The following is a 23,960-nucleotide window of genomic DNA, read 5'->3' as shown; positions in this document are numbered from 1 at the left end:
GGCCAGCGACGCGACCATTCCCGCAAGGCTGGGACCGCTCTCGACGACCTCCACGGGGGCGCCATCGCTGACGGGAAACCTGCTTGCCCGCAACGCGTCACGGGCACGAATCGCATTCCGGGGCGCGCCCGAAACCTTGCTAGGTGCGGTCATGCTCAACACTCCTTACAGCCGAACTGCCACAGCACATCGCACTTGACGATGTTGGCCGGTTAGATACGAAGTTCGGATATGTCGCGTCGCGGTGATGCGCGGTTTCGAGCGCAATCGACGGCACGGCGCCAGTGTTGAGCAGATAACGGAATTCCGTGACTGTGAAGATGCGGTCCGTTGAATCCTTTTTCGGGGCGAAATTGATGCCGAGCGCCGGACGCGAGTTATCCATGAAAGGATCGTCACCGACGATGAGAACGTTGATCGCTCCCATGACTTTCTCCTCCCGGCGGCTAATCCCCGGGCTCGTCGTGGATCAGCGTCCCGGGCGTTCTTGAATTGAAACGCCGGAACCCGGGATGGCCGAAGGAGTCGGTCCGCCCATCGGACCGAATGTGTTGGCTCGCTGCCGGTCAGCGCCCGGCCGTCACCGGGCGCCGACGCGGCCGCGTGCCGTGTTGCCCGACGCCCGGCCAGTAACCGTGCCGGGCTGATTTTGATTGCCCGGGTCCTCAGCAGACCATGCCGCTCCGCATCGTCACCGGGCTAGGCTGACGGACGAAGATTCCTCGTCGTCAGGAGCGCCTTGATGTCTCGATCCGCCGCGGTAGTTCACCGTGTGATCAAGGCATATGACGTGCGAGGTCTGGTCGGTGAGGAGATCGACGAGTCGTTCGTCGAAGATGTCGGCGCCGCGTTCGCAAGATTGATGCGCGACGAGGGTGCGCGGCAAGTCGTCATCGGCTACGACATGCGCGACAGTTCGCCGTCGCTGGCCGCCGCCTTCGGGGCCGGAGTCACCGCACAGGGGCTCGACGTGATCCGGATCGGTTTGGCATCGACCGATCAGCTCTATTTCGCCTCCGGGCTGCTGGACTGCCCCGGTGCGATGTTCACCGCCAGCCACAACCCGGCCGCCTACAACGGCATCAAGCTGTGTCGGGCCGGCGCCAAACCCGTCGGCGCCGAGACCGGGCTGAGCGCCATCCGCGACGACCTGGTCGCAGGAGTCCCGGCCTACCACGGGCCCGCCGGGACCGTCGGCGATGCCGACGTGCTGGCCGACTACGGGGCCTTCCTGCGCTCGTTGGTCAACACCTCCGGGCTGCGCCAACTGCGGGTGGCCGTCGACGCGGGCAACGGGATGGCCGGCCACACCACCCCGGCGGTACTTGGCCCGATCGGGTCGATCACGCTGTTGCCGTTGTATTTCGAGCTCGACGGTTCGTTCCCCAACCACGAGGCCAACCCGCTGGACCCGGCGAATCTGACCGACCTCCAAAAATACGTCCGTGCCGTCGGTGCTGATATCGGGCTGGCCTTCGACGGCGACGCCGACCGGTGTTTCGTGATCGACGAGCGCGGCCGGCCGGTGTCGCCGTCGACGGTGACCGCTCTGATCGCCGCCCGCGAGCTCGGCCGGGAAATCGGTGCGACGGTGATTCACAATCTGATTACCTCGCGCGCGGTGCCGGAGTTGGTGGTCGAGCGCGGCGGCACGCCGGTGCGCTCGCGGGTCGGGCACTCCTTCATCAAGGCACTGATGGCCGACACCGGTGCGATCTTCGGCGGTGAACACTCGGCGCATTACTACTTCCGCGACTTCTGGGGCGCCGATTCCGGGATGCTGGCCGCGCTGTATGTGCTGGCCGCCCTCGGCGAGCAGCAGCGGCCGCTGTCGGAGCTGACCGCCGATTACCAGCGCTACGAGTCATCCGGCGAGATCAACTTCACCGTGGCCGATGCAACATCGTGTGTCGAGGCGGTGCTGAAGTCGTTCGGTGGCCGCATTCAATCCATCGATCATCTGGATGGGGTGACGGTGGATCTCGGCGAGGGCAGCTGGTTCAACCTGCGCACTTCGAACACCGAGCCGTTGTTGCGGCTGAATGTGGAAGGACGTTGCGTCGAGGACGTGGAAGCGGTGGTCGCCCAGGTTGCCGACGAGATCCGCCAGCAGGCGGTCGACCAGGTGGCGACCGCGACGTGAACGCGACTCAGGCCACGATCGACCTCGATGACACCGAAGCCCTGCTGGCCGCGGATCGCGAGGGGCTGTTGCGGGCGGCGTCGACGGCGGGTGCGCAGGTGCGCGCGGCCGCGGCCGCGCTCGATGAGGGTGCTCTCGACGCCCTGCACGGCGATGACCATCCGCGCTCGGTGATCTGGGTCGCCGGGCGAGGCACCGCTGAGACCGCAGGCACCATGCTGGCCGCGACATTGGGCGGTTGGGCGGCCGCGCCGATCGTGGTCGTCGCCGAGGCGCCACCGTGGATCGGCGCGCTCGACGTGCTGATCGTGGCCGGCGATGACCCCGGCGATCCGGCGCTGGTCGGGGCCGCCGCGAGTGGCGTGCGCCGCGGTGCGCGGGTTGTCGTCGCGGCGCCCTACGAGGGCCCGCTGCGGGACAGTACGGCCGGCCGGGTGGCGGTGATGGAGCCGCGGCTGCCGGTTCCCGACGGGTTCGGCCTGTGCCGATACCTGGCCGCCGGCCTGGCTGCGTTGCAAACTGTCGAACCGAAGCTGCGGATGGACCTGGCCGCGCTGGCCGACGAGCTGGACGCGGAGGCGCTGCGTAACAGCGCCAGCCGCGAAGTGTTCACCAATCCGGCCAAGGCGTTGGTCGAGCGGATGTCACGGCGCCGTGTCGTGCTGGCCGGCGACTGCGCCGCGACCCTGGCGCTGGCCAGGCACGGGTCTGGTGTTCTGCTCCGGATCGCGCATCAGGTGGCCGCCGCGACTGGGCTCGCCGACGCCTTGATGGCGTTGCGTGAGGTCGCCGGGTCGGGGTATGTCGACCCGGTAGAGGCGTTGTTTCACGACGAGGAGATCGACGGCCCGGTGGCCGAGCGGCTGCGGGTGTTGGCGTTGACGCTGGATGCCGAGCGCACGGTCGTGGCGTCTCGGGTGGCTCAGCTCGACGACGTCGACATTGTCGGTGCCGAGGATGTGCCTGAAGGACCGGATGTCCGCTCGGGGCCGGCCGGCCCCCAGCGGGCCGAGCAGCAACTGGCTATATTGGCTGTTCGGTTGGAGATGGCAGCGGTTTATTTGCGGCTCGTGCGGGGATAAGTAGCGGGGGTAAGTAGACAGTGCAGTTGCTACGGGGTGCGATACGGACGTACGCGTGGGGATCGCGCACGGCCATCGCCGAATTCACCGGGCGCCCGGTTCCGGCCGCCCATCCAGAAGCGGAACTCTGGCTTGGCGCCAACCCGGGCGATCCGGCCTGGCTGGAAGACCCTGACGGGGAAATCTCGTTGTTGCAGGCCCTGATCGACGATCCCGAGGGGCAACTCGGCTCGGTGACCCGCGCCCGGTTCGGCGATGTGCTCCCGTTCTTAGTCAAAGTGCTGGCTGCCGACGAACCGCTGTCGCTGCAGGCGCATCCGAGCGCCGAGCAAGCCGCCGAGGGTTACCTCCGTGAGGAGAAGCTCGGTATTCCGGTGAATTCGCCGGTGCGTAATTACCGCGACGCCAGCCACAAGCCCGAATTACTGGTGGCGTTGCACCAGTTCGAGGCGCTGGCCGGATTCCGTCCTGCGGCCCGGACCGTAGAACTCTTGCGCGCCCTGGCGGTGTCCGACCTGGATCCATACATCGATTTGTTGGACGACCAATCCGATGCCGACGGCCTGCGCGCGTTGTTCACCACCTGGATCACCGCGCCACAGCCCGACATCGATGTGCTGGTAGCCGCCGTGCTGGACGGTGCCATCCACTATGTCAGTTCCGGCGCAACGGAATTCGCGGCCGAAGTCAAGACGGTGCTCGAGTTGGGCGAGCGGTATCCCGGCGATGCCGGTGTGCTGGCGGCTTTGCTGCTCAACCGGATAACACTGAGTCCCGGTGAGGCGATCTTCTTGTCGGCCGGAAACCTGCACGCTTACCTGCGCGGTGTAGGGCTGGAGGTTATGGCCAACTCCGACAACGTGTTACGTGGTGGTCTGACTCCCAAACACGTCGACGTTCCGGAGCTGTTACGGGTGCTGAATTTCACCCCCACCCCCGAGTCTCAACTGCGTGCGCCGACACACCGGGATGGGCTCGGGCTGGTCTATGACACCCCCGCCCAAGAATTCGCGGCGTCGATGCTGACACTTGGCGACGCGCAGCTCGGCCACGAAGTCGACGCTCCATCGCGTCACGACGGGCCGCAGATCCTTTTGTGCACCGAGGGTTCGACGACCGTGTCCGGAAAATCCGGGGCCCTGACGCTCAGTCACGGCGCCGCCGCCTGGGTGGCAGCCGACGACGGGCCCATCCGGCTGATCGCCCACGAACCGACCAAGATATTTCGGGCCACCGTCGGCCTGTAATTAGCGCGGCGTCAGAGACCGGCGTCATGCGAGATTTTACGGCGTGCAACGTATAGCTGTCGTGGGCTCCGGCGGCGCGGGCAAGTCTACGTTCGGCCGGGAACTGGGTCGCCTTCTCGGGCTACCGGTCATCCATCTCGACCACCATTACTGGCGCCCGGGCTTGGACAGCGTCTTGCGCTCTGCCCCGGACACCGTCGCCGTCATCGAGCTCACCTCGCCTGGTGTCGCGGCAGCTTTTCTGGATGGCTTAACGAATTCCGCACAGCCACAACAGTCCTCGGGCCGTTAGCTCAGAGCCCGAGTCGTATCGACTCGTGCGCGTTGGCGTTGCGGGTTTGCCGGCGCTCGGCGCGCCACAACCGCATGTTGTGCCCGATGGTGCGGCCAACCAGCCCCAAAGAGGGCACCATATAGAGGCTGTCCAAAAGCGAGAAGCGGCGCAAAAACCACTCAGCCAGAACGGGTTCGGTCTCCGCGGCCCCGAGGAACTGGTCGAAAAGGCTGCCGACCGGGCCGTACCAGCGCGGCCGGTACCCGGTCGCGTGGTGGAAGGTGAAGTCGCCGATCGCGGTCATCATCCACACCGGGTAGGTGGTCTTGGCGGTGGCCCGATTCACCTCGCAGGCCAGGTTTTCGGCCGCGCCATCAGCCAAGGCTCGGTGCAGATGACCGGCCTGCAGCGACGTCATCGTCATGCCCTGTCCATAGGTGGGGTCGAAGCTGGCCACCGCGTCGCCCAACGGCAGGATCCCGGCCGGAAACCGGTCCATCTTGTGGTAGCGGCGCCACCTGCTGATGGGGTAGCGGTGGAAAGCCACCTCGCCCACAGGTTCGGCTCGCTCCAGCGCCGCCGAGATCCGTTCGGGCAAAAGCTCTTTGGCGAGTGCAAGCATCTCGGGAAAGGTATGTGGCGGTTGCACTTTCGCGACGCCGAAAGTCGTCAGCGTCCAGGTGCCGTCCTCATAGCCCAGCAGGCCTAGCCCGAGCGGCTGCTGCCGGGACGCGCCCGCAACGATTACTCTCTCCCGGATGGCGCCCTCGGGCAGCCGAAACTGATGCGAGGCATAGCCAATCCCCACCTCGACGACCTTCTCGGCAGGCCGCTGGTATCCCCATTGCTCCAGCCACACCGGCAACCTGGTGCCGCGGCCGGCGGCATCGACCACGAGATCGGCCGCGACGAACGCGGGGTCCGCAGTATCACCGGAATCCACCAACACTCCAGTCACCCGCTGCTCGCCGGCGTCAAACCGCGGTTCGCGCACCGAACGCTGCTGAAGTTCGACGTTGGCAATAGCAAGGGCCCTGCGCCGAATCTGCCATTCCAGGTGCGGGCGACTCGGCACGTAAGCGGTGAACTCGTCGCGCAGAGTGTGTCCGGTTCCCAGCACGTGGCCGGCGGCGCCGAAGTAAATGCAGTCCGGGCGGTTCTGCAGCTTCGGCACCCCCGCCGCCGCCATGTCGTCGAGCAGACCGGGGAACAGCGCATCGAATTCGACGGCGCCACGGGCCATCAGAAGGTGAACGTGGCGGCCCTGGGGGACCGCCGTGCGGTTGACGGGGGTGCTTGGGAGCTCGTCGCGTTCGAACACCGTGACCCGGTCGTAGAAATCGGACAAAACCCGCGCCGCGCACAGCCCCGCGATGCTGGCCCCGATGACGACCGCATGCCCCCTTTTGCTCTCCCCACGCATTCCCGCACAGTACTCGGTACTGTCCGGGACCATGGCCGGTCGCTGGCGCACCAAGTCGGTTGAACAATCGATCGCCGACACCGACGAGCCGGGTACTCAGCTGCGCAAGGACCTCAGCTGGTGGCACCTGGCAGTCTTCGGGGTTTCGGTGGTGATCGGAGCCGGCATCTTCACCGTCACCGCATCAACCGCGGGAGACATCACCGGACCGGCGATCTGGGTCTCGTTTCTCATCGCCGCGGTTACCTGCGGGCTGGCGGCGCTGTGCTACGCCGAATTCGCGTCGATGCTGCCGGTGGCAGGCAGCGCCTACACGTTTTCCTACGCCACCTTCGGTGAGTTCCTGGCCTGGACGATCGGTTGGAACCTGGTATTAGAGCTGGCAATCGGTGGCGCCGTCGTTGCCAAAGGGTGGTCGAGCTACCTGAGCACCGTGCTCGGATTAACCAGCAGCACAATCCATTTCGGGTCTTTCGCGCTGGACTGGGGCTCGCTGCTGATCGTCGCGCTGGTGGCGACTCTGCTCGCATTGGGCACCAAGTTGTCGTCGCATTTTTCCGCCGTGGTCACCACGATCAAAGTATCGGTGGTGGTATTGGTGATCGTCGTCGGCGCGTTCTACATCAAGGCCGCGAACTACTCGCCGTTCATCCCGCCGCCCGAGACCGACCACGCCGGCACCGGTATCGATCAGTCCTTACTGTCACTGCTCACCGGCGCACACAGCAGCCATTACGGCTGGTACGGGGTGCTCGCGGGAGCATCGATCGTGTTCTTCGCGTTCATCGGGTTCGACATCGTGGCCACCATGGCCGAGGAGACCAAAAACCCGCAACGCGACGTCCCCCGGGGCATCCTCTTCACACTGGGCGTCGTCACCGTGCTCTATGTGGCGGTGTCGGTCGTGCTCTCAGGGATGGTTCCCTACACCGCGCTGAAGACCACCCCTGATGGACATCACGCCAACCTGGCCACCGCGTTCGCGGTCGACGGGGTGCACTGGGCTTCCGGCATCATCTCCATCGGCGCGCTCGCCGGGCTCACCACGGTGGTGATGGTGCTGTTGCTCGGCGGATGCCGGGTGCTGTTCGCGATGGCGCGCGACGGGTTGTTGCCGCGGCGGCTGGCCAAAACCGGCGCACGGGGCACCCCGGTGCGGATCACCGTGCTGGTCGCGTTGCTGGTCGCCGCCACTGCCTCGGCGTTCCCGACGGACAAACTCGAGGAGATGGTGAACGTCGGGACCTTGTTCGCGTTCCTGGTGGTGTCCGCCGGCGTCATCGTCTTGCGCCGCGCCCGCCCAGACCTGCCCCGGGGCTTCCGCACCCCGCTGGTGCCGCTGCTGCCGGTCGCGTCGGTGTGCGCCTGCGTGTGGCTGATGGTCAACCTCACCGTGATCACCTGGGTGCGGTTCGGCGTCTGGATGGTCGTCGGTATCACCATCTACCTGGGCTATGGCCGTCGGCACTCGGTGCTGGCCAGCCGGCAGGCCGACGAAATCGAGAAGGACCCGTCGCTGGATCCGGCCTAGTGGTTTACAAAGTAGTACTCTGTGTCTAGACAGAAGACGCAGAGCGCGATATTGTCAATCTCGACGTGCTCTAACTCACCGAGGAGGTTGGCCAATGACCACCGGACTACGCCCGAATGCTTCTACTTGGCAGGACCGGAAGCGCTATCTGTGGCTGATGGGACTGATCGTCCCGACGCTGCTGCTGGCGATCCTGCCGATCGTGTGGGCGATGAACCAGTTCGGTTGGCAGGCCGCGTCGCAGGTGTGGTTCTGGATCGGCCCGATCCTGCTGTACGCCGTGCTCCCGGCGCTGGACCTGCGGTTCGGCGCTGACGGTCAGAACCCGCCCGACGAAGCCATGCAGTGGCTGGAGAACGACAGGTACTACCGCTACTGCACCTACGCCTTCATCCCGTTCCAGTACCTCAGCGTGATTCTGGGGGCGTACCTGTTCACCGCCTCGAATCTGAGCTGGCTGGGCTACGACGGGCCATTGAGCTGGCCGGCCAAGATCGGCCTGGCGCTGTCGGTCGGGACCTTGGGCGGCGTCGGGATCAACACCGCACACGAGATGGGGCACAAGAAGGAGTCGCTGGAGCGCTGGCTGTCCAAGATCACCTTGGCGCAGACCGGCTACGGGCACTTCTACATCGAGCACAACCGCGGCCACCACGTGCGAGTGGCCACGCCAGCAGACCCGGCGTCGTCTCGCTTCGGTGAAACGTTCTGGGAGTTCTTGCCCCGCAGCGTGTTCGGCAGTCTGCGCTCGGCCTGGCGGCTGGAGGCACAGCGGCTGCGCCGGCAGGGTGCCAGCCCGTGGAACCCCAAGACCTATCTGTCCAACGACGTGCTCAACGCCTGGCTGATGTCGGTGGTGTTGTGGGGCGTGCTGATCGCGCTGTTCGGCTCGGCGCTAATCCCGTTCCTGATCATCCAGGCCGTCTTCGGCTTCAGCCTGCTTGAGTCCGTCAACTACCTCGAGCACTACGGGCTGCTTCGGAAGAAGAATGCCAGCGGACGCTACGAGCGCTGCACCCCCGAGCACAGCTGGAACTCCGACCACATCGTCACCAACCTGTTCCTCTACCACCTGCAGCGCCACAGCGATCACCACGCCAACCCGACCCGGCGCTACCAAACGCTGCGCAGCATGGACGGGGCGCCGAACCTGCCGAGCGGCTACGCCGCCCTGATCGGGCTGACCTACTTCCCGCCGCTGTGGCGCAAGCTGATGGACCACCGGGTGCTCGCCCACTACGGTGGCGACATCACCCGGGTCAACGTGCAACCGCGCCGACGGGAGAAGATCCTGGCCCGCTACGGGACCGTGGCGTGATGACCGTCTACCGCTGCACGGGCTGTGACTACGTGTACGACGAAGCCAAAGGCGCTGTACGAGAGGGATTTCCACCCGGAACCCGCTGGGAGCAAATACCCGAAGACTGGTGCTGCCCCGACTGCGCGGTACGCGAAAAGATCGACTTCGACGTGATGCGTCCGATGACGATGCGTGCCGCAAGCGGCACGAGGTGGGGGCACGCCCCGCTTGCGGGGGAGAGTCGGACAGATATGGAGGTAACGAAATGAGTGACTACAAACTGTTCATATGCGTGCAGTGCGGCTTTGAGTACGACGAGGCCAAAGGCTGGCCGGAGGACGGCATCGCGCCCGGCACCCGTTGGGACGACATCCCCGAAGACTGGAGCTGCCCGGACTGCGGTGCGGCGAAATCCGACTTCGAGATGGTCGAAGTCGCTCGTTCGTGACAAGCGCACCGGCGACTACTGTCGCGCTTGTGAAGCAAAGGGTCCCGTACGCCGAGGCGTCACGGGCCCTGCTGCGTGATTCGGTGCTCGACGCGATGCGGGAACTGCTGCTCAGCCGCGACTGGTCGGCGATCACGCTGGCCGACGTGGCTCGTGCGGCGGGCATCAGCCGCCAAACCATCTACAACGAGTTCGGCTCGCGGCAGGGCCTTGCTCAGGGCTACGCCCTGCGGCTGGCCGATCGATTGGTGAACGCCGTCGGAGACGCCATCTACTCCAACGTCGGCGACGTCTACGCCGCGTTCCTGCAAGGATTTCGGGCGTTCTTCTCGGAATCGGCAGCCGACCCGCTCGTCATCTCGCTGCTGAGCGGTGTGGCTAAACCCGACCTGCTGCAGATCATCACCACCGACAGCGGGCCGATCATCACGCACTGCTCGGCCCGGCTGACGTCGTCGTTCATGGATAGTTGGGTCAAGGCCAGCGAGGACGATGCCGGGATGCTGGCCCGCGCCATCGTGCGGCTGGCGATGAGCTACGTGTCGATGCCACCGGAGGCCGACCACGACGTCGCCGCGGATCTGGCTCGGCTGATGACACCGGCCGCGGAACGATACGGGGTGCTCCGTGACGATGCGGGCCCCTAGGCCCGCGGAGGAGCGGAGCCAATAGGGTGGAGCAGAGCCCGACTGACCCGGCATGAGGTCAACGCTGCGTCGGGACTAATATGTATGCAAGCTAACTAGTTCATCGAAGAAGGATTGGGCCATCACATGACGACGACCGAGCACTCGCTGAGTCCCGACGTCCGCAACGGCATCGAATTCAAGGTCGCCGACCTGTCGTTGGCGGATTACGGCCGCCGCGATATCGAGCTCTCCGAACACGAGATGCCGGGTCTGATGTCACTGCGCCGCGAGTACCACGACGTGCAGCCGCTTCAAGGCGCCCGGATCTCCGGCTCGTTGCACATGACGGTGCAGACTGCGGTCCTCATCGAAACGCTGGTCGCGTTGGGCGCCGAGGTGCGCTGGGCCTCGTGCAACATCTTCTCCACCCAGGACCACGCCGCCGCCGCGGTCGTCGTCGGCCCGCACGGCACGCCGGAGGAGCCCAAGGGCGTGCCGATCTTCGCCTGGAAGGGTGAGACGCTCGAGGAGTACTGGTGGGCCGCCGAGCAGGCGCTGACCTGGCCCGATGAGCCGGCCAACATGATCCTCGACGACGGCGGGGATGCCACCATGCTGGTGCTGCGCGGCGCGCAGTACGAGAAGGCCGGTGTGGTGCCGCCCGACGAAGAGGACGACTCGGCCGAGCACCGGGTGTTCCTGAAGCTGCTGCGCCACCGGTTCGAGACCGACAAGGACAAGTGGACCAAGATCTCCGAGTCGATCAAGGGCGTCACCGAGGAGACCACCACCGGCGTGCTGCGGCTCTACCAGTTCGCGGCGGCCGGAGACCTGGCGTTCCCGGCGATCAACGTCAACGACTCGGTCACCAAGTCGAAGTTCGACAACAAGTACGGCTGCCGGCACTCGCTGATCGACGGCATCAACCGCGGCACCGACGTCCTCATCGGCGGCAAGAACGTGCTGGTCTGCGGCTACGGCGACGTCGGCAAGGGCAGTGTCGAGTCGCTGGCCGGTCAGGGCGCCCGCGTCACCGTCACCGAGATCGACCCGATCAACGCGTTGCAGGCGCTGATGGAGGGCCACGACGTCAAGCGGGTCGAGGACGTGATCGGCGAGGCCGACATCGTCATCACCACCACCGGCAACAAGGACATCATCACGCTCGAGCACATGAAGGCCATGAAGGAAAAGGCCATCCTGGGCAACATCGGCCACTTCGACAACGAAATCCAGATGGCCCGCCTGGAGAAGTCCGGCGCCACCAAGACCAACATCCGCCCGCAGGTCGACCTGTGGACCTTCAAGGACACCGGCAAGTCGATCATCGTGCTCTCCGAGGGCCGGCTGCTGAACCTCGGTAATGCCACCGGGCACCCGTCGTTCGTGATGAGCAACAGCTTCTCCAACCAGGTCATCGCCCAGATCGAGCTGTGGACCAAGAACGACGAGTACGACAACGAGGTATACCGGCTGCCCAAGCACCTCGACGAGAAGGTCGCTCGCGTGCACGTCACCGCACTCGGCGGCGAGCTGACCAAGCTGACCAAGGAGCAGGCCGAGTACATCGGCGTCGACGTCGACGGGCCCTACAAGCCGGACCACTACCGCTACTGAGCCGGCCGTCCACCGAGTGTGCGGTCAGCCGCACATTCGGCATAGACCGTGCGGCCAGCCGCACATTCGGCGGCCGCGGGGATAGGCTCGCGCCGTGCTGATCGCCATCGAGGGCGTCGACGGCGCCGGCAAGCGGACACTTTCGCAGGGTCTGTGTGCGGCCTTCGAAGCCGCCGGGCAGCGGGTGGCCACGCTGGCGTTCCCGCGATACGGGCAGTCGGTGGCCGCCGACGTGGCGGCCGAGGCGCTGCACGGCCAGCACGGCGACCTCGCGTCGTCGGTGTATGCGATGGCAATGCTGTTCGCGCTGGATCGGGCCGGCGCCGCCGCGCAGATCCGGGAACTGTGCGGCGACCACGATGTGGTGATTCTGGATCGTTACGTGGCATCCAATGCGGCCTACAGCGCCGCCCGCCTGCACCAAGACGCCGACGGTGAGGTGGTTGGCTGGGTGCACCGGACGGAATACCATCGGTTGCAGCTTCCGGCACCGGATTGGCAAGTGCTGCTTGGCGTTTCGACTGAGCTGGCGAGCCAGCGCGCCCGCCACCGCGCCCGCCAGGATGCCAGCCGGTCGCGTGACGCCTACGAACGCGACGACGAGCTCCAGCAACGCACCGGCGCGGTCTACACCGGTCTGGCCGCAGCGGGCTGGGGTGGGCGCTGGCTGGTGGTCGATGAGACCGTCAACGCGGGCCAGTTGGCGGCCAGGTTGACGGCCTAGCGGCACGAGCTGTGGTATTTGGGCACGAAACGCGCGTGTGGCAGCTCCGTTTTATCGCGATCTGGTGACACCATGGACGCCATGAGGCAAAGGATTCTCGTGGTCGACGACGACGCTTCGCTGGCCGAGATGCTGACCATTGTGTTGCGGGGTGAAGGGTTCGACACCGCGGTCATCGGTGATGGCACCCAGGCGCTCACCGCAGTGCGCGAGTTGCGCCCCGACCTGGTGCTGCTGGATTTGATGTTGCCCGGTATGAACGGCATCGACGTGTGCCGGGTGCTGCGCGCCGATTCCGGTGTCCCGATCGTGATGCTCACGGCCAAGACTGACACCGTCGACGTGGTCTTGGGCCTCGAGTCGGGTGCGGACGACTACATCATGAAGCCGTTCAAGCCCAAGGAGCTGGTCGCCCGGGTGCGTGCACGGTTGCGGCGCAACGACGACGAGCCCGCCGAGATGCTATCGATCGCCGACGTGGAGATCGATGTGCCGGCGCACAAAGTAACTCGCAACGGAGAGCAGATTTCCCTGACACCACTGGAGTTCGACCTGCTGGTGGCGTTGGCGCGTAAACCCCGCCAGGTGTTTACTCGTGATGTGCTGCTCGAACAGGTGTGGGGATACCGCCATCCGGCGGACACGCGTTTGGTAAACGTGCATGTCCAGCGTCTGCGGGCCAAGGTCGAAAAAGACCCGGAGAACCCGACCGTTGTGCTGACCGTTCGAGGAGTGGGTTACAAGGCCGGACCTCCGTGACGGCCCGCGACGACTCGCAGCGGACGTCGCGAAGCGGGGGCGAGCGGCGCTTCTGATGTGGGGCTCGAAGCCGCGCATTCGCGGTCGGTCGGGTCGTTCTGGCCCGTTGATGCGGGGCATCGCTGCGTTAAGTGGAGTTGTCGGGGTCGCTTGGCGCCGCTCGCTGCAACTTCGGGTGGTCGCATTAACGCTCGGGATGTCCTTGGGGGTGATCCTGGTGCTCGGCTTCGTGCTGACCAGCCAGGTCACCAACCGCGTTCTTGACGTCAAAGTCCGCGCCGCCACCGAGCAGATCGACCGGGCCCGTAACACGGTCAGCGGGATCGTCAGCGGCGAAGAGGCGCGCTCGCTGGACAGCAGCCTGCAGCTCGCCCGCAACACGTTGACGTCGAAGACCGATCCGACCTCCGGTGCTGGTCTGGCCGGTGCGTTCGACGCGGTGCTGGTGGTGCCCGGCTACGGCCCGAGGCCCGCGGCGGCGGCCGGGCCGGTGGACCAGCTGCCCGCTGCGCTGCGCGAGTTCGTCAAGGCCGGGCAGGTGGCCTACCAGTACGCGACGGTGCACACCGACGGCTTCTCGGGTCCGGCGCTGGTCATCGGCACCCCGACGTCGTCGCGGGTGACCAACCTGGAGCTTTACCTGATCTTCCCGCTGGGCAACGAGCAGAGCACGATCGCATTGGTCCGTGGCACCATGGCCACCGGCGGCCTGGTGCTGATGGTGCTGCTGGCCGGTATCGCATGGTTGGTCACGCGGCAGGTGGTGGTGCCGGTGCGTGCCGCGGCGCGGACCGCCGAGCGGTTCGCCGAGGGGCACCTGTCCGAGCGGATGCCGATCCGCGGCGAAGACGACATGGCCCGGCTGGCGGTGTCGTTCAACGACATGGCCGAAAGCCTCTCGCGGCAGATCGCCCAGCTCGAAGAGTTCGGTAACCTGCAGCGCCGGTTCACCTCTGACGTCAGCCACGAGCTGCGCACCCCGCTGACCACCGTCCGGATGGCCGCCGACCTGATCTACGACCACAGTGAGGACCTCGAGCCGGCGCTGCGCCGCTCTACCGAACTGATGGTCAGCGAGCTGGACCGGTTCGAAACGCTGCTCAACGACCTGCTGGAAATCTCGCGACACGACGCGGGTGTGGCCGAGCTGTCGGTGGAAGCGGTCGACCTCCGTTCGACCGTCAACAGCGCGCTGGGCAATGTCGGGCACCTGGCCGAAGACGCCGGCGTCCAGTTGATCGTCGACATGCCGGAAGACGGAGTGATCGCCGAAGTCGACCCCCGGCGGGTCGAGCGGATCCTGCGCAATCTGATCGCCAACGCCATCGACCATGCCGAGCATAAACCGGTACGCATCCGGATGGCCGCCGACGAAGACACCGTCGCCGTCACCGTCCGCGACTACGGCGTCGGGCTGCGGCCCGGCGAAGAGAAGCTGGTGTTCAGCCGGTTCTGGCGGTCCGACCCGTCACGGGTGCGGCGATCCGGTGGGACCGGGCTGGGCCTGGCGATCAGCGTCGAGGACGCGCGTCTGCACCAGGGCCGGCTCGAGGCCTGGGGCGAGCCGGGCGAGGGCGCCTGCTTCCGGCTGACGCTGCCGCTGGTGCGCGGACACAAGGTCACCACCAGCCCTCTGCCGATGAAACCGATTGCCCCAGAACGCAAGGACCGTCAGCTTCGGCCACGGGAGCACGCCGAGAGAGGCGCGTGATGCGACGCCTGACCGGGCTGCTGTTCGCCCTGACCGTTGTGCTCGCGGGCTGCGCCGGAGTGCCGAGCGCGTCGGCGCCGCAAGCCATCGGCACCGTCGAGCGGCCGGCACCGTCGAATCTGCCCAAGCCGACGCCCGGCATGGACCCTGACATGCTGTTGCGCGAATTCCTCAAAGCCACAGCCGATCCGGCCAACCGCCACCTCGCGGCACGTCAGTTCCTCACCCAGTCGGCGTCGAACGCCTGGGACGATGCCGGTAGCGCGCTGCTGATCGACCACGTCGTCTTCGTCGAAACCCACAGCGCCGAAAGGGTTTCGGTGGCTATGCGGGCAGACAAACTTGGCTCGCTGTCGGATATGGGCGTGTTCGAGACCGCCGAGGGGGTGCTGCCGGATCCCGGTCCGATCGAGCTGATCAAGACACCGGGCGGCTGGCGCATCGACCGCCTGCCCAACGGGGTGTTCTTGGACTGGCAGCAATTTCAGGCCACCTATAAGCGCAACACGCTGTATTTCGCGGACCCGACCGGTAAGACGGTCGTTCCTGATCCGCGTTATGTCGCGGTGGCCGATCCTGACCATTTGGCCACCGAATTGGTTTCCAAGTTGATCGCCGGTCCGCGTCCGGACATGGCCAAAAGCGTCCGCAACATGCTCGGCCCGCCGCTGCGGCTGCGCGGGCCGGTGACTCGTGCCGACGGCGGAAAGAGCGGCATCGGACGCGGGTACGCCGGCGCCCGAATCGATCTGGAGCTGCTGACGGTCGCCGACCCGCACAGCAAGGAGTTGCTTGCCGCGCAGATCATCTGGACCCTGGCGCGCGCCGACATCAAAGGGCCGTATGTGATCAACGCTGACGGCGCCGCGCTGGACGAAAGGTTCGCGGCCGGGTGGAACCCCTCCGATGTCGCCGCCACCGACCCGGGTGTGGCGGAGGGCGCGGCGGCCGGGGTGCACGCGCTGGTGGGCGGGGCGCTGGTCTCGCTGGACGGGCAGCACTTCGACCCGGTCCCGGGCGCGTTCGGGCGAACGACGGATCAGACCGGAGCCGCGCTGTCGCGCAGCGGGCACCAGGTGGCGTCGGTGGTGACGCTTCGGCCGGGCGCGCCGGACATGGCATCATCGCTGTGGATCGGCGATCTTGGCGGCGAGGCGGTGGAAGCCGCTGACGGGCATAGCTTGTCGCGGCCCACCTGGTCCCTGGACGATGCGGTGTGGGTGGTGGCCGACGGCAACACCGTGTTGCGTGCCATTCAAAGCACGGCCTCGGGTCAGCCTGCGCGTCTCCCGGTTGATTCGGCCGCGGTGTCCACTCACTTCCCGGGCGTGATCGCCGAGCTGCAATTGTCGCGCGACGGGACGCGGGCGGCGATGGTCATCGAGGGCCAGGTGATCCTGGCCAGCGTCGAGCAGACGCAGGCCGGCCAATTCGCGTTGACCTACCCACGGCGGCTCGGGTTCGGGCTGGGCTCGTCGGTGGTGTCGTTGTCGTGGCGCACCGACGACGACGTCGCGGTGAGTCGCAACGACGCTGCGCACCCGGTGTCCTACGTCAACATCGACGGTGTGAACTCGGATGCCCCGAGCGGCAATCTGCAGCTGCCGGTGGGGGCGATCGCGGCCAATCCGTCGATCGTGTACGTCGCCGATCCGCGCGGCGTCATGCAGCTGTCGATCTCGGGTGCGGAAGGGCCACAGGGCTGGCTGGACGTGCCGCCGTTCATGGTGCCCGGGGCGATGCCGGTGCTGCCCGGCTGAGTCGGGGCGGAGGCACCGGCGACGGGACTGCGCATTCTGGCCAGAACGCGGCGTGCGGCGGCTCGTTGGTTTGCTCCGGGATACTTAGCGTTACCGGAATGATGAGCCCCGTGATCATCGCAGCCCCCGCGTGGATAGGCGCGACTCTGGTGTGGTGGCAGACGCCGAGTCCTAGTTCGGTGACGCCCTCTGGCAACGCGGAAGGTGCGGTGCCCGAAGCATTGGCAACGTATGAGGGAGCACGCGAACGGTCCGGGGATGTGCGCCAGGCACTGCTCGGATCTGGTCTTTTTCGCAAGAGCGATCCTGCCGCTTTGTCGCGGTGGTCCGAGCAGCTGACGCCTCTGCGCTTGCCGCCCGGGCGGCTGGTGGGCGCCCGATGCGACTTGGGTGGTCGTCTTTACGTCATCATGTCTGGCAAAGTGGAGATCTCACTGCGTCGGATCGGTGGCGCTGAACTCGCGTTGACCGTTCTGGGAGGCTACGAAATACTCGGTGGTGTATCGCTTTTCGATCCGGCCGCTTGTGAGACGCGCGTAACTGCACTCACCGAAGTTCTGCTGGTGCCGATTGAACGCGGTCAATTGCTCATGTGGATGGCCGAATGCTCAGAGTTCAGCAATCAAATGCTGCGCCTGTATGCGCGGCGTGCGCAGGAGATGACGGACACCCTGACTGACTTCGCCTTCGCTGATGTCTCGGGCCGTGTCGCGAGCCGACTGTTGTTGTTGAGGAGACGGTTTGGCCACCGCGACGGCGAAGTGGTCCGAATTGTGCATGATCTGACGTTGGAAGACCTATCGCGACTTGTCGGCGCCGCACCAGAGTTGATCGGCGATACGTTGCGTTACTTCGAGGTTCGCGGCTGGATCCGTTTCGACGGCACCACGGTAGTGATCGTCGACTCCCAGGCGCTTGCGTCATACCGAAATCCGCTGCCGTAACGTGGTTTTAGAGATTTCGATACTGAAGTTTGTGGTGTCGGTATCGGTCACGGCTCGACTGAATACCGGAGGCCAACCGACGCGTTCGGAATAAACCTTGGTCCATGATGCTTCCCCAGCGAGCTCAAATGAGTTCCACAGCTGATCAGCAGCCTGCACGGGGAGACTGACGCGGGTGCGACTGTGGCGAACGTCACTTGAACTGGCCCGCTCATCGGAACGTAGAAAAACGTTGAGAGGGTTATCCGCGGGCGGTGAGAGGGGCCACATCGTGACGGAACAACCGACAGAGGACGGGTTGGATGCGCGTAGCTGGGCGCGGGCGAAGGGTTTCGACGACTTTGTCCGGCTATGTGGCTGCGGGCGCTCTCATCTGAGTCTGTTGTCTGATCCGGACTCATTTTCGGTAACACACCGCGGCGGTCGCATGGGTTCGGTAACCCTTTCCGACATGGTCGTCGGTTCCGATATGTGCCTGAAGAGCGGTGAGGGGTGCGGCGCATATCGAGTGTTTCTCGTGCGATCGGGCCGCGCGGAGTGGGTGCACCCGGGATTTTCGGTGGGCGGCGTTGCCGGCACCGCAGCCGTCTACACGCCCGAGGGGCTTGGCACCCTGCAATGGGAAGAGAGCGCCGAAATACTGCTTTTCAAGATCGATCAACCCGCTGTCGAGGACGCGCTCAGCGATGCACTGGGCCGACAGATGACCTCGGAACCCGATTTCGCACCGCTCATGCCGATCAACAACGCGCCGGCCCGAAGCTGGATCAACATGCTGGTGTTGTTCGCGGAGCAGTTCTTCCACCCCGACGGCCTGATCCATCAACCACTGGTCGGAATGCCGTTCGTCGACAGCCTGGTGCGCGGATTCCTCCTGGCCGCCGAGCATTCGCACCGCAACGCTCTGATGGCACGGGGACGCTCGGTGGCGCCCCGCGCAATTCGCACCGCAGTCGATGTCATCGAAGCTGAAGCGCAATTGCCCTTGACGCTGTCGTCAATCGCGGCTCGCAGCCAGGTTAGTGTCCGTGCGCTGCAGCAAGGTTTCAAGCGTCACCTCGGCATGTCGCCGATGGCCTATCTGCGTGAGGTGCGGTTACGCCGGGCGCACCAGACCTTGATCGAGTCGGACCCATCGACAGTCACCGTAGCTTCGGTTGCCTACGATTGGGGTTTCACCAATCTCGGTAGGTTCGCCGCTGCCCATGCCGCCCGCTACCAAGAGCCGCCGGCAAAGACATTGCGCCGCAGTGCCTAGTTGATCCCAGCCCGCGCAATCTGGCCAGAAGCGTGCGCGCGGTGGCTAGCAAGCGTCCGGTCGCGTTCCTTAGCGTTGATCGAGTAATCAACGCTGCCAATATGTTTGGCGCCCAGGGAGGATCGGATTTCGCATGAGTAACCACCGCAACCAACCCCTTGTTCGCCAGGCTCCCCGCTGGGGCGTCGCTGTCGGCATGGGCGCCGGGGCCGTTGTGGCCGCTGCGATGATCGGTATGGCCACCGCCGCCGATGCGCACGCCGACGCCGCCGATACCGGGTTGGGCGAAGCCGGCGCGGATTTGACCCAAGCTACCCAGGTGCTGGACGGAGCACCTGACGCGTCGCTGGACGCCGAGCAGGCGGCCGTCCTCTCTATGCAAGAGGCGATTCAAAATGGCTCAGAGTCGACGATCCTCTCTGACCAAGAGTCGATCCTGTCCAGCCTGCCCGCGGCCGACCAAGCAGACCTGACCGGTGTTGACGACCAACTGGCCCAGGCTTACCAAGGGGTGCTCGATGCCGACCAAGCGTTCGTCGCGGCGGACGAAGCTGGTGATCTGAGTGGTTCAGGATTGCTCCCGGCGGACCTCGGGGTGATCGACGCCGATGTCGCGGTGATCCCGGCGGATTTCAACGCGGTCTTTACTGACATCGGTGTGGACATCGCCAGCGTCTTCGACGTCTCGAACTTCCTGCCCTGACGAGGTCGGCATGCCGTACCTGTCACCCCCCGCCGCCACACTTAGGCCGTGCTCGATCTCGTTCTTCCGCTGGAATGCGGCGGCTGCGCGGCGCCGTCGACCCGCTGGTGTGAGGCCTGTGCCCGAGAGCTGGCCATGGGTCCCGACGCCCCGCGCGTGGTGAGCCCGCGCATCGACCCCGGAGTCCCGGTGTTTGCGCTCGGCCGCTACGCCGGTGCGCGCCGGCAGGTGATCGTCGCAATGAAAGATCGCGGCCGCAGCGACCTGGTCACGCCGTTGTCCCAGGCGTTGGCGCTCGGTGTGCACCGATTGCTCGGGTGGGGCCTGCTCGATGTCCCGCTGACGATCGTGCCGGCTCCGACCCGCAACTGGGCGGCGCGTCGCCGCGGCGGCGATCCCGTCAGCCGCGTCGCGACGCTGGCAACGGCGGACCACCCGCACATCACCGTGGTCCGGGCGCTGCGGATGAAGGCGCTGGCCCGCGACTCGGCCGGTCTGGGTAGCGACGCCCGCGAGCGCAACATCGCTGGAAGGGTGCTGCTGACGCGCCGACGTCTGCCAGCCGATGGCGAAGTCCTGCTCGTCGACGACATCGTCACCACCGGCGCCACCGCCCGTGAGTCGGTCCGCGTTCTGCAAACCGCGGGAGCGCGGGTATCGGCTGTGCTGGCGCTAGCTGCCGCGTGAGCATTCATGAAGAACTCGCAACAGACGGATCAAAACACTGGAACTTCTGCCAGCAGACGGTCTACCGTCGGGTTCAAGCACCATGAACGCACCATGAACGCCTGAAGTTGGCGCATCTGACATAGACAGAGGCGCCACGGCACCGAAGACGGTAGGGGGTGAGTTCTCGACACCTTGCACCGGCGGGCGGCCACGGCAAGACCAGCATCCCCGTCGGCGCGTGCATCTGAAAGCCGGGCACGCCGCGTGCGTGCAACGCGAGAGAAACGAGTTGTCAAGTATGTCAAGGCAAACCGTGGATTCCGATCAGCTTGTCGCCGAACTACCGACGGCAGCCGACGAGCCGGACGAACCGACACCGCACGCCGAGGTCGTGGTCAAGGGCCGCAACGTCGAGATACCCGACCATTTCCGCATCTACGTCTCGGAGAAACTCGCCCGCTTAGAGCGGTTCGACCGGACCGTCTATCTGTTCGATGTCGAACTCGACCATGAACGCAACCGTCGCCAACGCAAGTCCTGTCAGCATGTCGAGATCACCGCTCGCGGTCGCGGGCCGGTGGTGCGCGGTGAAGCGTGCGCAAATAGCTTCTACGCCGCATTCGAATCCGCGGTCGCCAGGCTGGAAAGCCGGCTGCGTCGCGTCAAGGACCGCCGCAAAGTCCACTACGGCGACAAGACCCCCGTCTCACTGGCCGCCGCGACCGCCACTGTGCCGGCCGGGCCGGCTTTCGAAACCGACGTCACCGGTGCGCCGGACCACGACGGCGTCGACGAATACCACGAGCCGGGTCGGGTGGTGCGCACCAAGGAACACCCGGCCAAGCCGATGTCGGTGGACGACGCGCTCTACGAGATGGAGCTGGTCGGCCACGACTTCTTCCTCTTCTACGACGAGCAGACCGAATGCCCGTCGGTGGTCTATCGTCGGCACGCCTACGACTACGGGCTGATCCGCCTAGCCTGACGATCGGCGGCTACCGCCAGCTCGTCACCTAGGATGGAGGACGCCCGAGACTCCGATCCGTAGGGGACAAAGCTGTGCTGAGTAAGTTGTTGCGCCTCGGTGAAGGTCGCATAGTCAAGCGCCTCAAGCGGGTGGCCGACTATGTCAACACTTTGTCCGACGACGTCGAGAAACTCACCGATGCCCAACTGCGGGCCAAGACCGACGAGTTCAAGAAGCGGCACGCCGACGGGGAAAGCCTCGACGACCTGCTGCCCGAGGCGTTCGCGGTGGCCCGCGAGGCGGCCTGGCGGGTGCTGGACCAGCGCCCGTTCGACGTGCAGGTGATGGGTGCTGCGGCGCTGCACTTCGGCAACGTCGCCGAGATGAAGACCGGCGAAGGCAAAACCCTGACGTCGGTGTTGCCGGCCTACCTCAACGGCATCGGCGGCAAGGGTGTGCACATCGTCACCGTCAACGACTACCTGGCCAAACGCGACAGCGAGTGGATGGGCCGGGTGCACCGCTTCCTCGGTCTGGACGTCGGCGTGATCCTCGCGCCCATGATGCCCGACGAGCGGCGCGTCGCGTACGCCGCCGACATCACCTACGGCACCAACAATGAGTTCGGCTTCGACTACCTGCGTGACAACATGGCCCACGCGCTGGAGGACTGCGTCCAGCGCGGGCACAACTTCGCGATCGTCGACGAGGTGGACTCGATTCTGATCGACGAGGCCCGCACGCCGCTGATCATTTCCGGGCCCGCCGACGGATCTTCGAACTGGTACCCCGAGTTCGCCCGGTTGGCGCCGCTGATGGAAAAAGACGTGCACTACGAAGTCGACCTCCGCAAGCGCACCGTAGGCGTGCACGAGCTTGGTGTGGAGTTCGTCGAGGACCAGCTCGGCATCGACAACCTCTACGAGGCCGCCAACTCACCGCTGGTCAGCTACCTCAACAACGCGCTGAAAGCCAAAGAGCTGTTCTCCCGCGACAAGGACTACATCGTCCGCGACGGCGAGGTGCTCATCGTCGACGAGTTCACCGGCCGCGTGCTGATCGGCCGCCGGTACAACGAGGGCATGCACCAGGCCATCGAGGCCAAAGAGCACGTCGAGATCAAGGCCGAGAACCAGACGCTGGCCACCATCACACTGCAGAACTACTTCCGGCTCTACGACAAGCTCGCCGGCATGACCGGAACCGCGCAGACCGAGGCCGCCGAGCTGCACGAGATCTACAAGCTCGGCGTGGTCACGATTCCGACCAACAAGGAGATGATTCGCACCGACCAGTCCGACCTCATCTACAAGACCGAGGAAGCCAAGTACATCGCGGTCGTCGACGACGTCAGCGAGCGTTTCGAGAAGGGTCAGCCGGTGCTGATCGGTACGACCAGCGTGGAGCGCTCGGAGTACCTGTCCCGACAGTTCCAGAAGCGGCGCATCCCGCACAACGTGCTGAACGCCAAATACCACGAGCAAGAGGCCGGCATCGTCGCCCAAGCCGGCCGGCGCGGCGCCATCACGGTCGCCACCAACATGGCCGGCCGTGGTACCGACATCGTTTTGGGCGGCAACGTCGACTTTCTCACTGACCTCCGGCTGCGTGAGCGAGGCCTCGACCCGGTGGAGACAGCCGAGGAGTACGACGAGGCCTGGCACGAAGAGCTGCCCGTGGTCAAGGCCGAGGCCGCCGCCGAAGCAAAGGAAGTGATCGAGGCCGGCGGGCTGTACGTGCTGGGTACCGAACGGCATGAATCGCGGCGCATCGACAACCAGCTGCGCGGCCGCTCCGGACGCCAAGGCGACCCCGGCGAGTCCCGCTTCTATCTGTCGTTGGGTGACGAGTTGATGCGCCGCTTCAATGGCGCGGCGCTGGAATCGCTGTTGACCAGGCTCAACCTGCCCGACGACGTGCCCATCGAGGCCAAGATGGTGACCCGCGCGATCAAGAGCGCGCAGACGCAGGTCGAGCAGCAGAACTTCGAGGTCCGCAAGAACGTCCTCAAATACGACGAGGTGATGAACCAGCAGCGCAAGGTCATCTACGAGGAGCGCCGCCGCATCCTCGAGGGCGAGAACCTGCAGGAGCAGGCCCACGACATGCTCGTCGACGTGATCACCGCCTACGTCGACGGAGCCACCACCGAGGGTTACGCCGAGGACTGGGATCTGGAACAGCTCTGGGAGGCGCTGAAGACTCTTTATCCGGTCAAGATCGACCACAAAGACCTGCTCGACTCGGAGGCGATCGGTGAGCCCGGTGAGCTCACCCGCGAGGAACTGCTCGACGCGCTGGTCGAAGACGCCGAGCGCGCCTACGCGGTGCGAGAGGCCGAGCTTGAGGAGATCGCCGGCGAGGGCGCGATGCGCCAGCTGGAGCGCAACGTGCTGCTCAACGTCATCGACCGAAAGTGGCGTGAGCATCTCTACGAGATGGACTACCTCAAGGAGGGCATCGGCCTGCGCGCGATGGCGCAGCGCGATCCACTGGTCGAGTACCAGCGCGAGGGCTTCGACATGTTCACCGGCATGCTCGACGGCCTGAAGGAGGAGTCGGTCGGCTTCTTGTTCAACGTGTCGGTCGAGGCGGTGCCGGCCTCGCAAGTCGGACCGGTCGAGGAGCCGGAGGATTTGGCGGAGTTCGCCACTGCCGCGGCCGCCAGCGCGCAGCAGCGGGTCGCCGCCGCGTCCGCCGAGCCGCGCGAACCGGCAACGGCGTTGCGCGCCAAGGGAATTGAGACCGCGGCGCCTGAACTGACGTATTCC

At 65.7% G+C, this 23,960-nt stretch carries 20 protein-coding genes and 2 pseudogenes; 19 read left to right on the top strand and 3 right to left on the bottom strand.

The window, feature by feature from the left end; genetic code table 11:
* Both VNW74_RS13185 and VNW74_RS13180 read right to left on the bottom strand, forming a co-directional pair.
* Nucleotides 1-153, bottom strand: a pseudogene (locus VNW74_RS13185) (esterase); the annotation flags it as partial.
* A complete protein-coding gene (locus VNW74_RS13180; RefSeq protein WP_325677454.1) occupies nt 140-427 on the bottom strand; it encodes a hypothetical protein in 288 nt (95 codons plus the stop codon). The pseudogene VNW74_RS13185 and the gene VNW74_RS13180, both read right to left, overlap by 14 nt.
* A gap of 315 nt (nt 428-742) precedes the next feature.
* On the opposite strand from VNW74_RS13180, the gene VNW74_RS13175 reads away from it, so the two are divergent.
* The 3 genes from VNW74_RS13175 to manA are packed head-to-tail and all read left to right on the top strand — an operon-like array spanning nt 743 to nt 4,472.
* Entirely contained in the window at nt 743-2,143 is a 1,401-nt protein-coding gene (locus VNW74_RS13175) for a phosphomannomutase/phosphoglucomutase (RefSeq protein ID WP_325677451.1), read from the top strand.
* Nucleotides 2,140-3,225, top strand: coding sequence for a TobH protein (locus tag VNW74_RS13170; protein WP_325677449.1), 1,086 nt, complete (start codon nt 2,140-2,142; stop codon nt 3,223-3,225). Before VNW74_RS13175 ends, VNW74_RS13170 begins: the two co-directional genes overlap by 4 nt.
* A 20-nt stretch (nt 3,226-3,245) precedes the next feature.
* Entirely contained in the window at nt 3,246-4,472 is a 1,227-nt protein-coding gene (manA, locus tag VNW74_RS13165) for a mannose-6-phosphate isomerase, class I (RefSeq protein ID WP_325677447.1), read from the top strand.
* A gap of 293 nt (nt 4,473-4,765) precedes the next feature.
* On the opposite strand, the gene VNW74_RS13160 is transcribed toward manA, so the two are convergent.
* Nucleotides 4,766-6,169, bottom strand: a complete 1,404-nt coding sequence (locus VNW74_RS13160) for an oxidoreductase (protein ID WP_325677458.1) — start codon at nt 6,167-6,169, stop codon at nt 4,766-4,768.
* A gap of 31 nt (nt 6,170-6,200) precedes the next feature.
* Here VNW74_RS13160 and VNW74_RS13155 point away from each other — a divergent pair, with 31 nt between their 5' ends.
* The 16 genes and pseudogenes from VNW74_RS13155 to secA all read left to right on the top strand — a co-directional run.
* Nucleotides 6,201-7,700: an amino acid permease gene (locus VNW74_RS13155; RefSeq protein WP_325677445.1), complete on the top strand. Its 1,500-nt coding sequence runs from the start codon at nt 6,201-6,203 to the stop codon at nt 7,698-7,700.
* A 94-nt stretch (nt 7,701-7,794) separates the two neighbouring features.
* On the top strand, nt 7,795-9,018 hold the full coding sequence (locus tag VNW74_RS13150; RefSeq protein WP_325677443.1) for an alkane 1-monooxygenase: 1,224 nt from the start codon (nt 7,795-7,797) through the stop codon (nt 9,016-9,018).
* Nucleotides 9,018-9,173: pseudogene (locus VNW74_RS13145) on the top strand (rubredoxin); the annotation flags it as partial. The gene VNW74_RS13150 and the pseudogene VNW74_RS13145, both read left to right, overlap by 1 nt.
* 92 nt (nt 9,174-9,265) lie before the next feature.
* The gene (locus VNW74_RS13140; protein WP_076057702.1) at nt 9,266-9,448 is read left to right on the top strand and encodes a rubredoxin; all 183 of its coding nucleotides are present in this window, start codon (nt 9,266-9,268) and stop codon (nt 9,446-9,448) included.
* On the top strand, nt 9,445-10,095 hold the full coding sequence (locus VNW74_RS13135) for a TetR family transcriptional regulator (RefSeq protein ID WP_325677439.1): 651 nt from the start codon (nt 9,445-9,447) through the stop codon (nt 10,093-10,095). Before VNW74_RS13140 ends, VNW74_RS13135 begins: the two co-directional genes overlap by 4 nt.
* Nucleotides 10,096-10,221: 126 nt before the next feature.
* A complete protein-coding gene (gene ahcY, locus VNW74_RS13130) occupies nt 10,222-11,694 on the top strand; it encodes an adenosylhomocysteinase (RefSeq protein WP_325677437.1) in 1,473 nt (490 codons plus the stop codon).
* 94 nt (nt 11,695-11,788) lie between these two features.
* Nucleotides 11,789-12,418, top strand: coding sequence for a dTMP kinase (locus VNW74_RS13125; protein ID WP_325677435.1), 630 nt, complete (start codon nt 11,789-11,791; stop codon nt 12,416-12,418).
* A gap of 72 nt (nt 12,419-12,490) precedes the next feature.
* Nucleotides 12,491-13,177 carry a two-component system response regulator MtrA gene (gene mtrA / locus VNW74_RS13120; protein ID WP_067925378.1) on the top strand — a complete coding sequence of 229 codons (687 nt, stop codon included), beginning with the start codon at nt 12,491-12,493 and terminating at the stop codon, nt 13,175-13,177.
* A gap of 55 nt (nt 13,178-13,232) precedes the next feature.
* Nucleotides 13,233-14,888, top strand: a complete 1,656-nt coding sequence (gene mtrB, locus VNW74_RS13115) for an MtrAB system histidine kinase MtrB (protein ID WP_414686676.1) — start codon at nt 13,233-13,235, stop codon at nt 14,886-14,888.
* A complete protein-coding gene (gene lpqB, locus VNW74_RS13110; protein WP_325677430.1) occupies nt 14,888-16,648 on the top strand; it encodes an MtrAB system accessory lipoprotein LpqB in 1,761 nt (586 codons plus the stop codon). Before mtrB ends, lpqB begins: the two co-directional genes overlap by 1 nt.
* Before the next feature lie 98 nt (nt 16,649-16,746).
* Nucleotides 16,747-17,592 (top strand): Crp/Fnr family transcriptional regulator, encoded by an 846-nt coding sequence (locus VNW74_RS13105; RefSeq protein WP_325677428.1) that lies wholly within the window; start codon nt 16,747-16,749, stop codon nt 17,590-17,592.
* A 175-nt stretch (nt 17,593-17,767) separates the two neighbouring features.
* Nucleotides 17,768-18,850 (top strand): AraC family transcriptional regulator, encoded by a 1,083-nt coding sequence (locus tag VNW74_RS13100; protein WP_325677426.1) that lies wholly within the window; start codon nt 17,768-17,770, stop codon nt 18,848-18,850.
* A 133-nt stretch (nt 18,851-18,983) separates the two neighbouring features.
* Nucleotides 18,984-19,553 (top strand): hypothetical protein, encoded by a 570-nt coding sequence (locus tag VNW74_RS13095; protein WP_325677424.1) that lies wholly within the window; start codon nt 18,984-18,986, stop codon nt 19,551-19,553.
* A gap of 48 nt (nt 19,554-19,601) precedes the next feature.
* On the top strand, nt 19,602-20,240 hold the full coding sequence (locus VNW74_RS13090) for a ComF family protein (RefSeq protein ID WP_325677422.1): 639 nt from the start codon (nt 19,602-19,604) through the stop codon (nt 20,238-20,240).
* 280 nt (nt 20,241-20,520) lie between these two features.
* Complete coding sequence (gene hpf, locus VNW74_RS13085) at nt 20,521-21,207, top strand: ribosome hibernation-promoting factor, HPF/YfiA family (protein ID WP_325677420.1); 687 nt, start codon at nt 20,521-20,523, stop codon at nt 21,205-21,207.
* A gap of 74 nt (nt 21,208-21,281) precedes the next feature.
* Nucleotides 21,282-23,960, top strand: a 2,679-nt coding sequence (gene secA, locus VNW74_RS13080) for a preprotein translocase subunit SecA (protein WP_325677418.1), incomplete at its 3' end; no start/stop codon positions are given.

Origin of the sequence: Mycobacterium sp. (assembly GCF_035570115.1) — a bacterium.
Classification (GTDB): Bacteria; Actinomycetota; Actinomycetes; order Mycobacteriales; family Mycobacteriaceae; genus Mycobacterium.
Note: the sequence above shows the minus strand (reverse complement) of the source record. Positions and strands in the feature narration are given on the sequence as shown.

Coding starts and splice junctions, on each gene's coding strand:
- VNW74_RS13180 (WP_325677454.1), bottom strand. CDS start 427: ATGGGAGCGATCAACGTTCTCATCGTCGGTGACGATCCTTTCATGGAT.
- VNW74_RS13175 (WP_325677451.1), top strand. CDS start 743: ATGTCTCGATCCGCCGCGGTAGTTCACCGTGTGATCAAGGCATATGAC.
- VNW74_RS13160 (WP_325677458.1), bottom strand. CDS start 6,169: ATGCGTGGGGAGAGCAAAAGGGGGCATGCGGTCGTCATCGGGGCCAGC.
- VNW74_RS13155 (WP_325677445.1), top strand. CDS start 6,201: ATGGCCGGTCGCTGGCGCACCAAGTCGGTTGAACAATCGATCGCCGAC.
- VNW74_RS13150 (WP_325677443.1), top strand. CDS start 7,795: ATGACCACCGGACTACGCCCGAATGCTTCTACTTGGCAGGACCGGAAG.
- VNW74_RS13140 (WP_076057702.1), top strand. CDS start 9,266: ATGAGTGACTACAAACTGTTCATATGCGTGCAGTGCGGCTTTGAGTAC.
- ahcY (WP_325677437.1), top strand. CDS start 10,222: ATGACGACGACCGAGCACTCGCTGAGTCCCGACGTCCGCAACGGCATC.
- mtrA (WP_067925378.1), top strand. CDS start 12,491: ATGGACGCCATGAGGCAAAGGATTCTCGTGGTCGACGACGACGCTTCG.
- mtrB (WP_414686676.1), top strand. CDS start 13,233: ATGTGGGGCTCGAAGCCGCGCATTCGCGGTCGGTCGGGTCGTTCTGGC.
- lpqB (WP_325677430.1), top strand. CDS start 14,888: ATGCGACGCCTGACCGGGCTGCTGTTCGCCCTGACCGTTGTGCTCGCG.
- VNW74_RS13105 (WP_325677428.1), top strand. CDS start 16,747: ATGATGAGCCCCGTGATCATCGCAGCCCCCGCGTGGATAGGCGCGACT.
- VNW74_RS13095 (WP_325677424.1), top strand. CDS start 18,984: ATGAGTAACCACCGCAACCAACCCCTTGTTCGCCAGGCTCCCCGCTGG.
- hpf (WP_325677420.1), top strand. CDS start 20,521: ATGTCAAGGCAAACCGTGGATTCCGATCAGCTTGTCGCCGAACTACCG.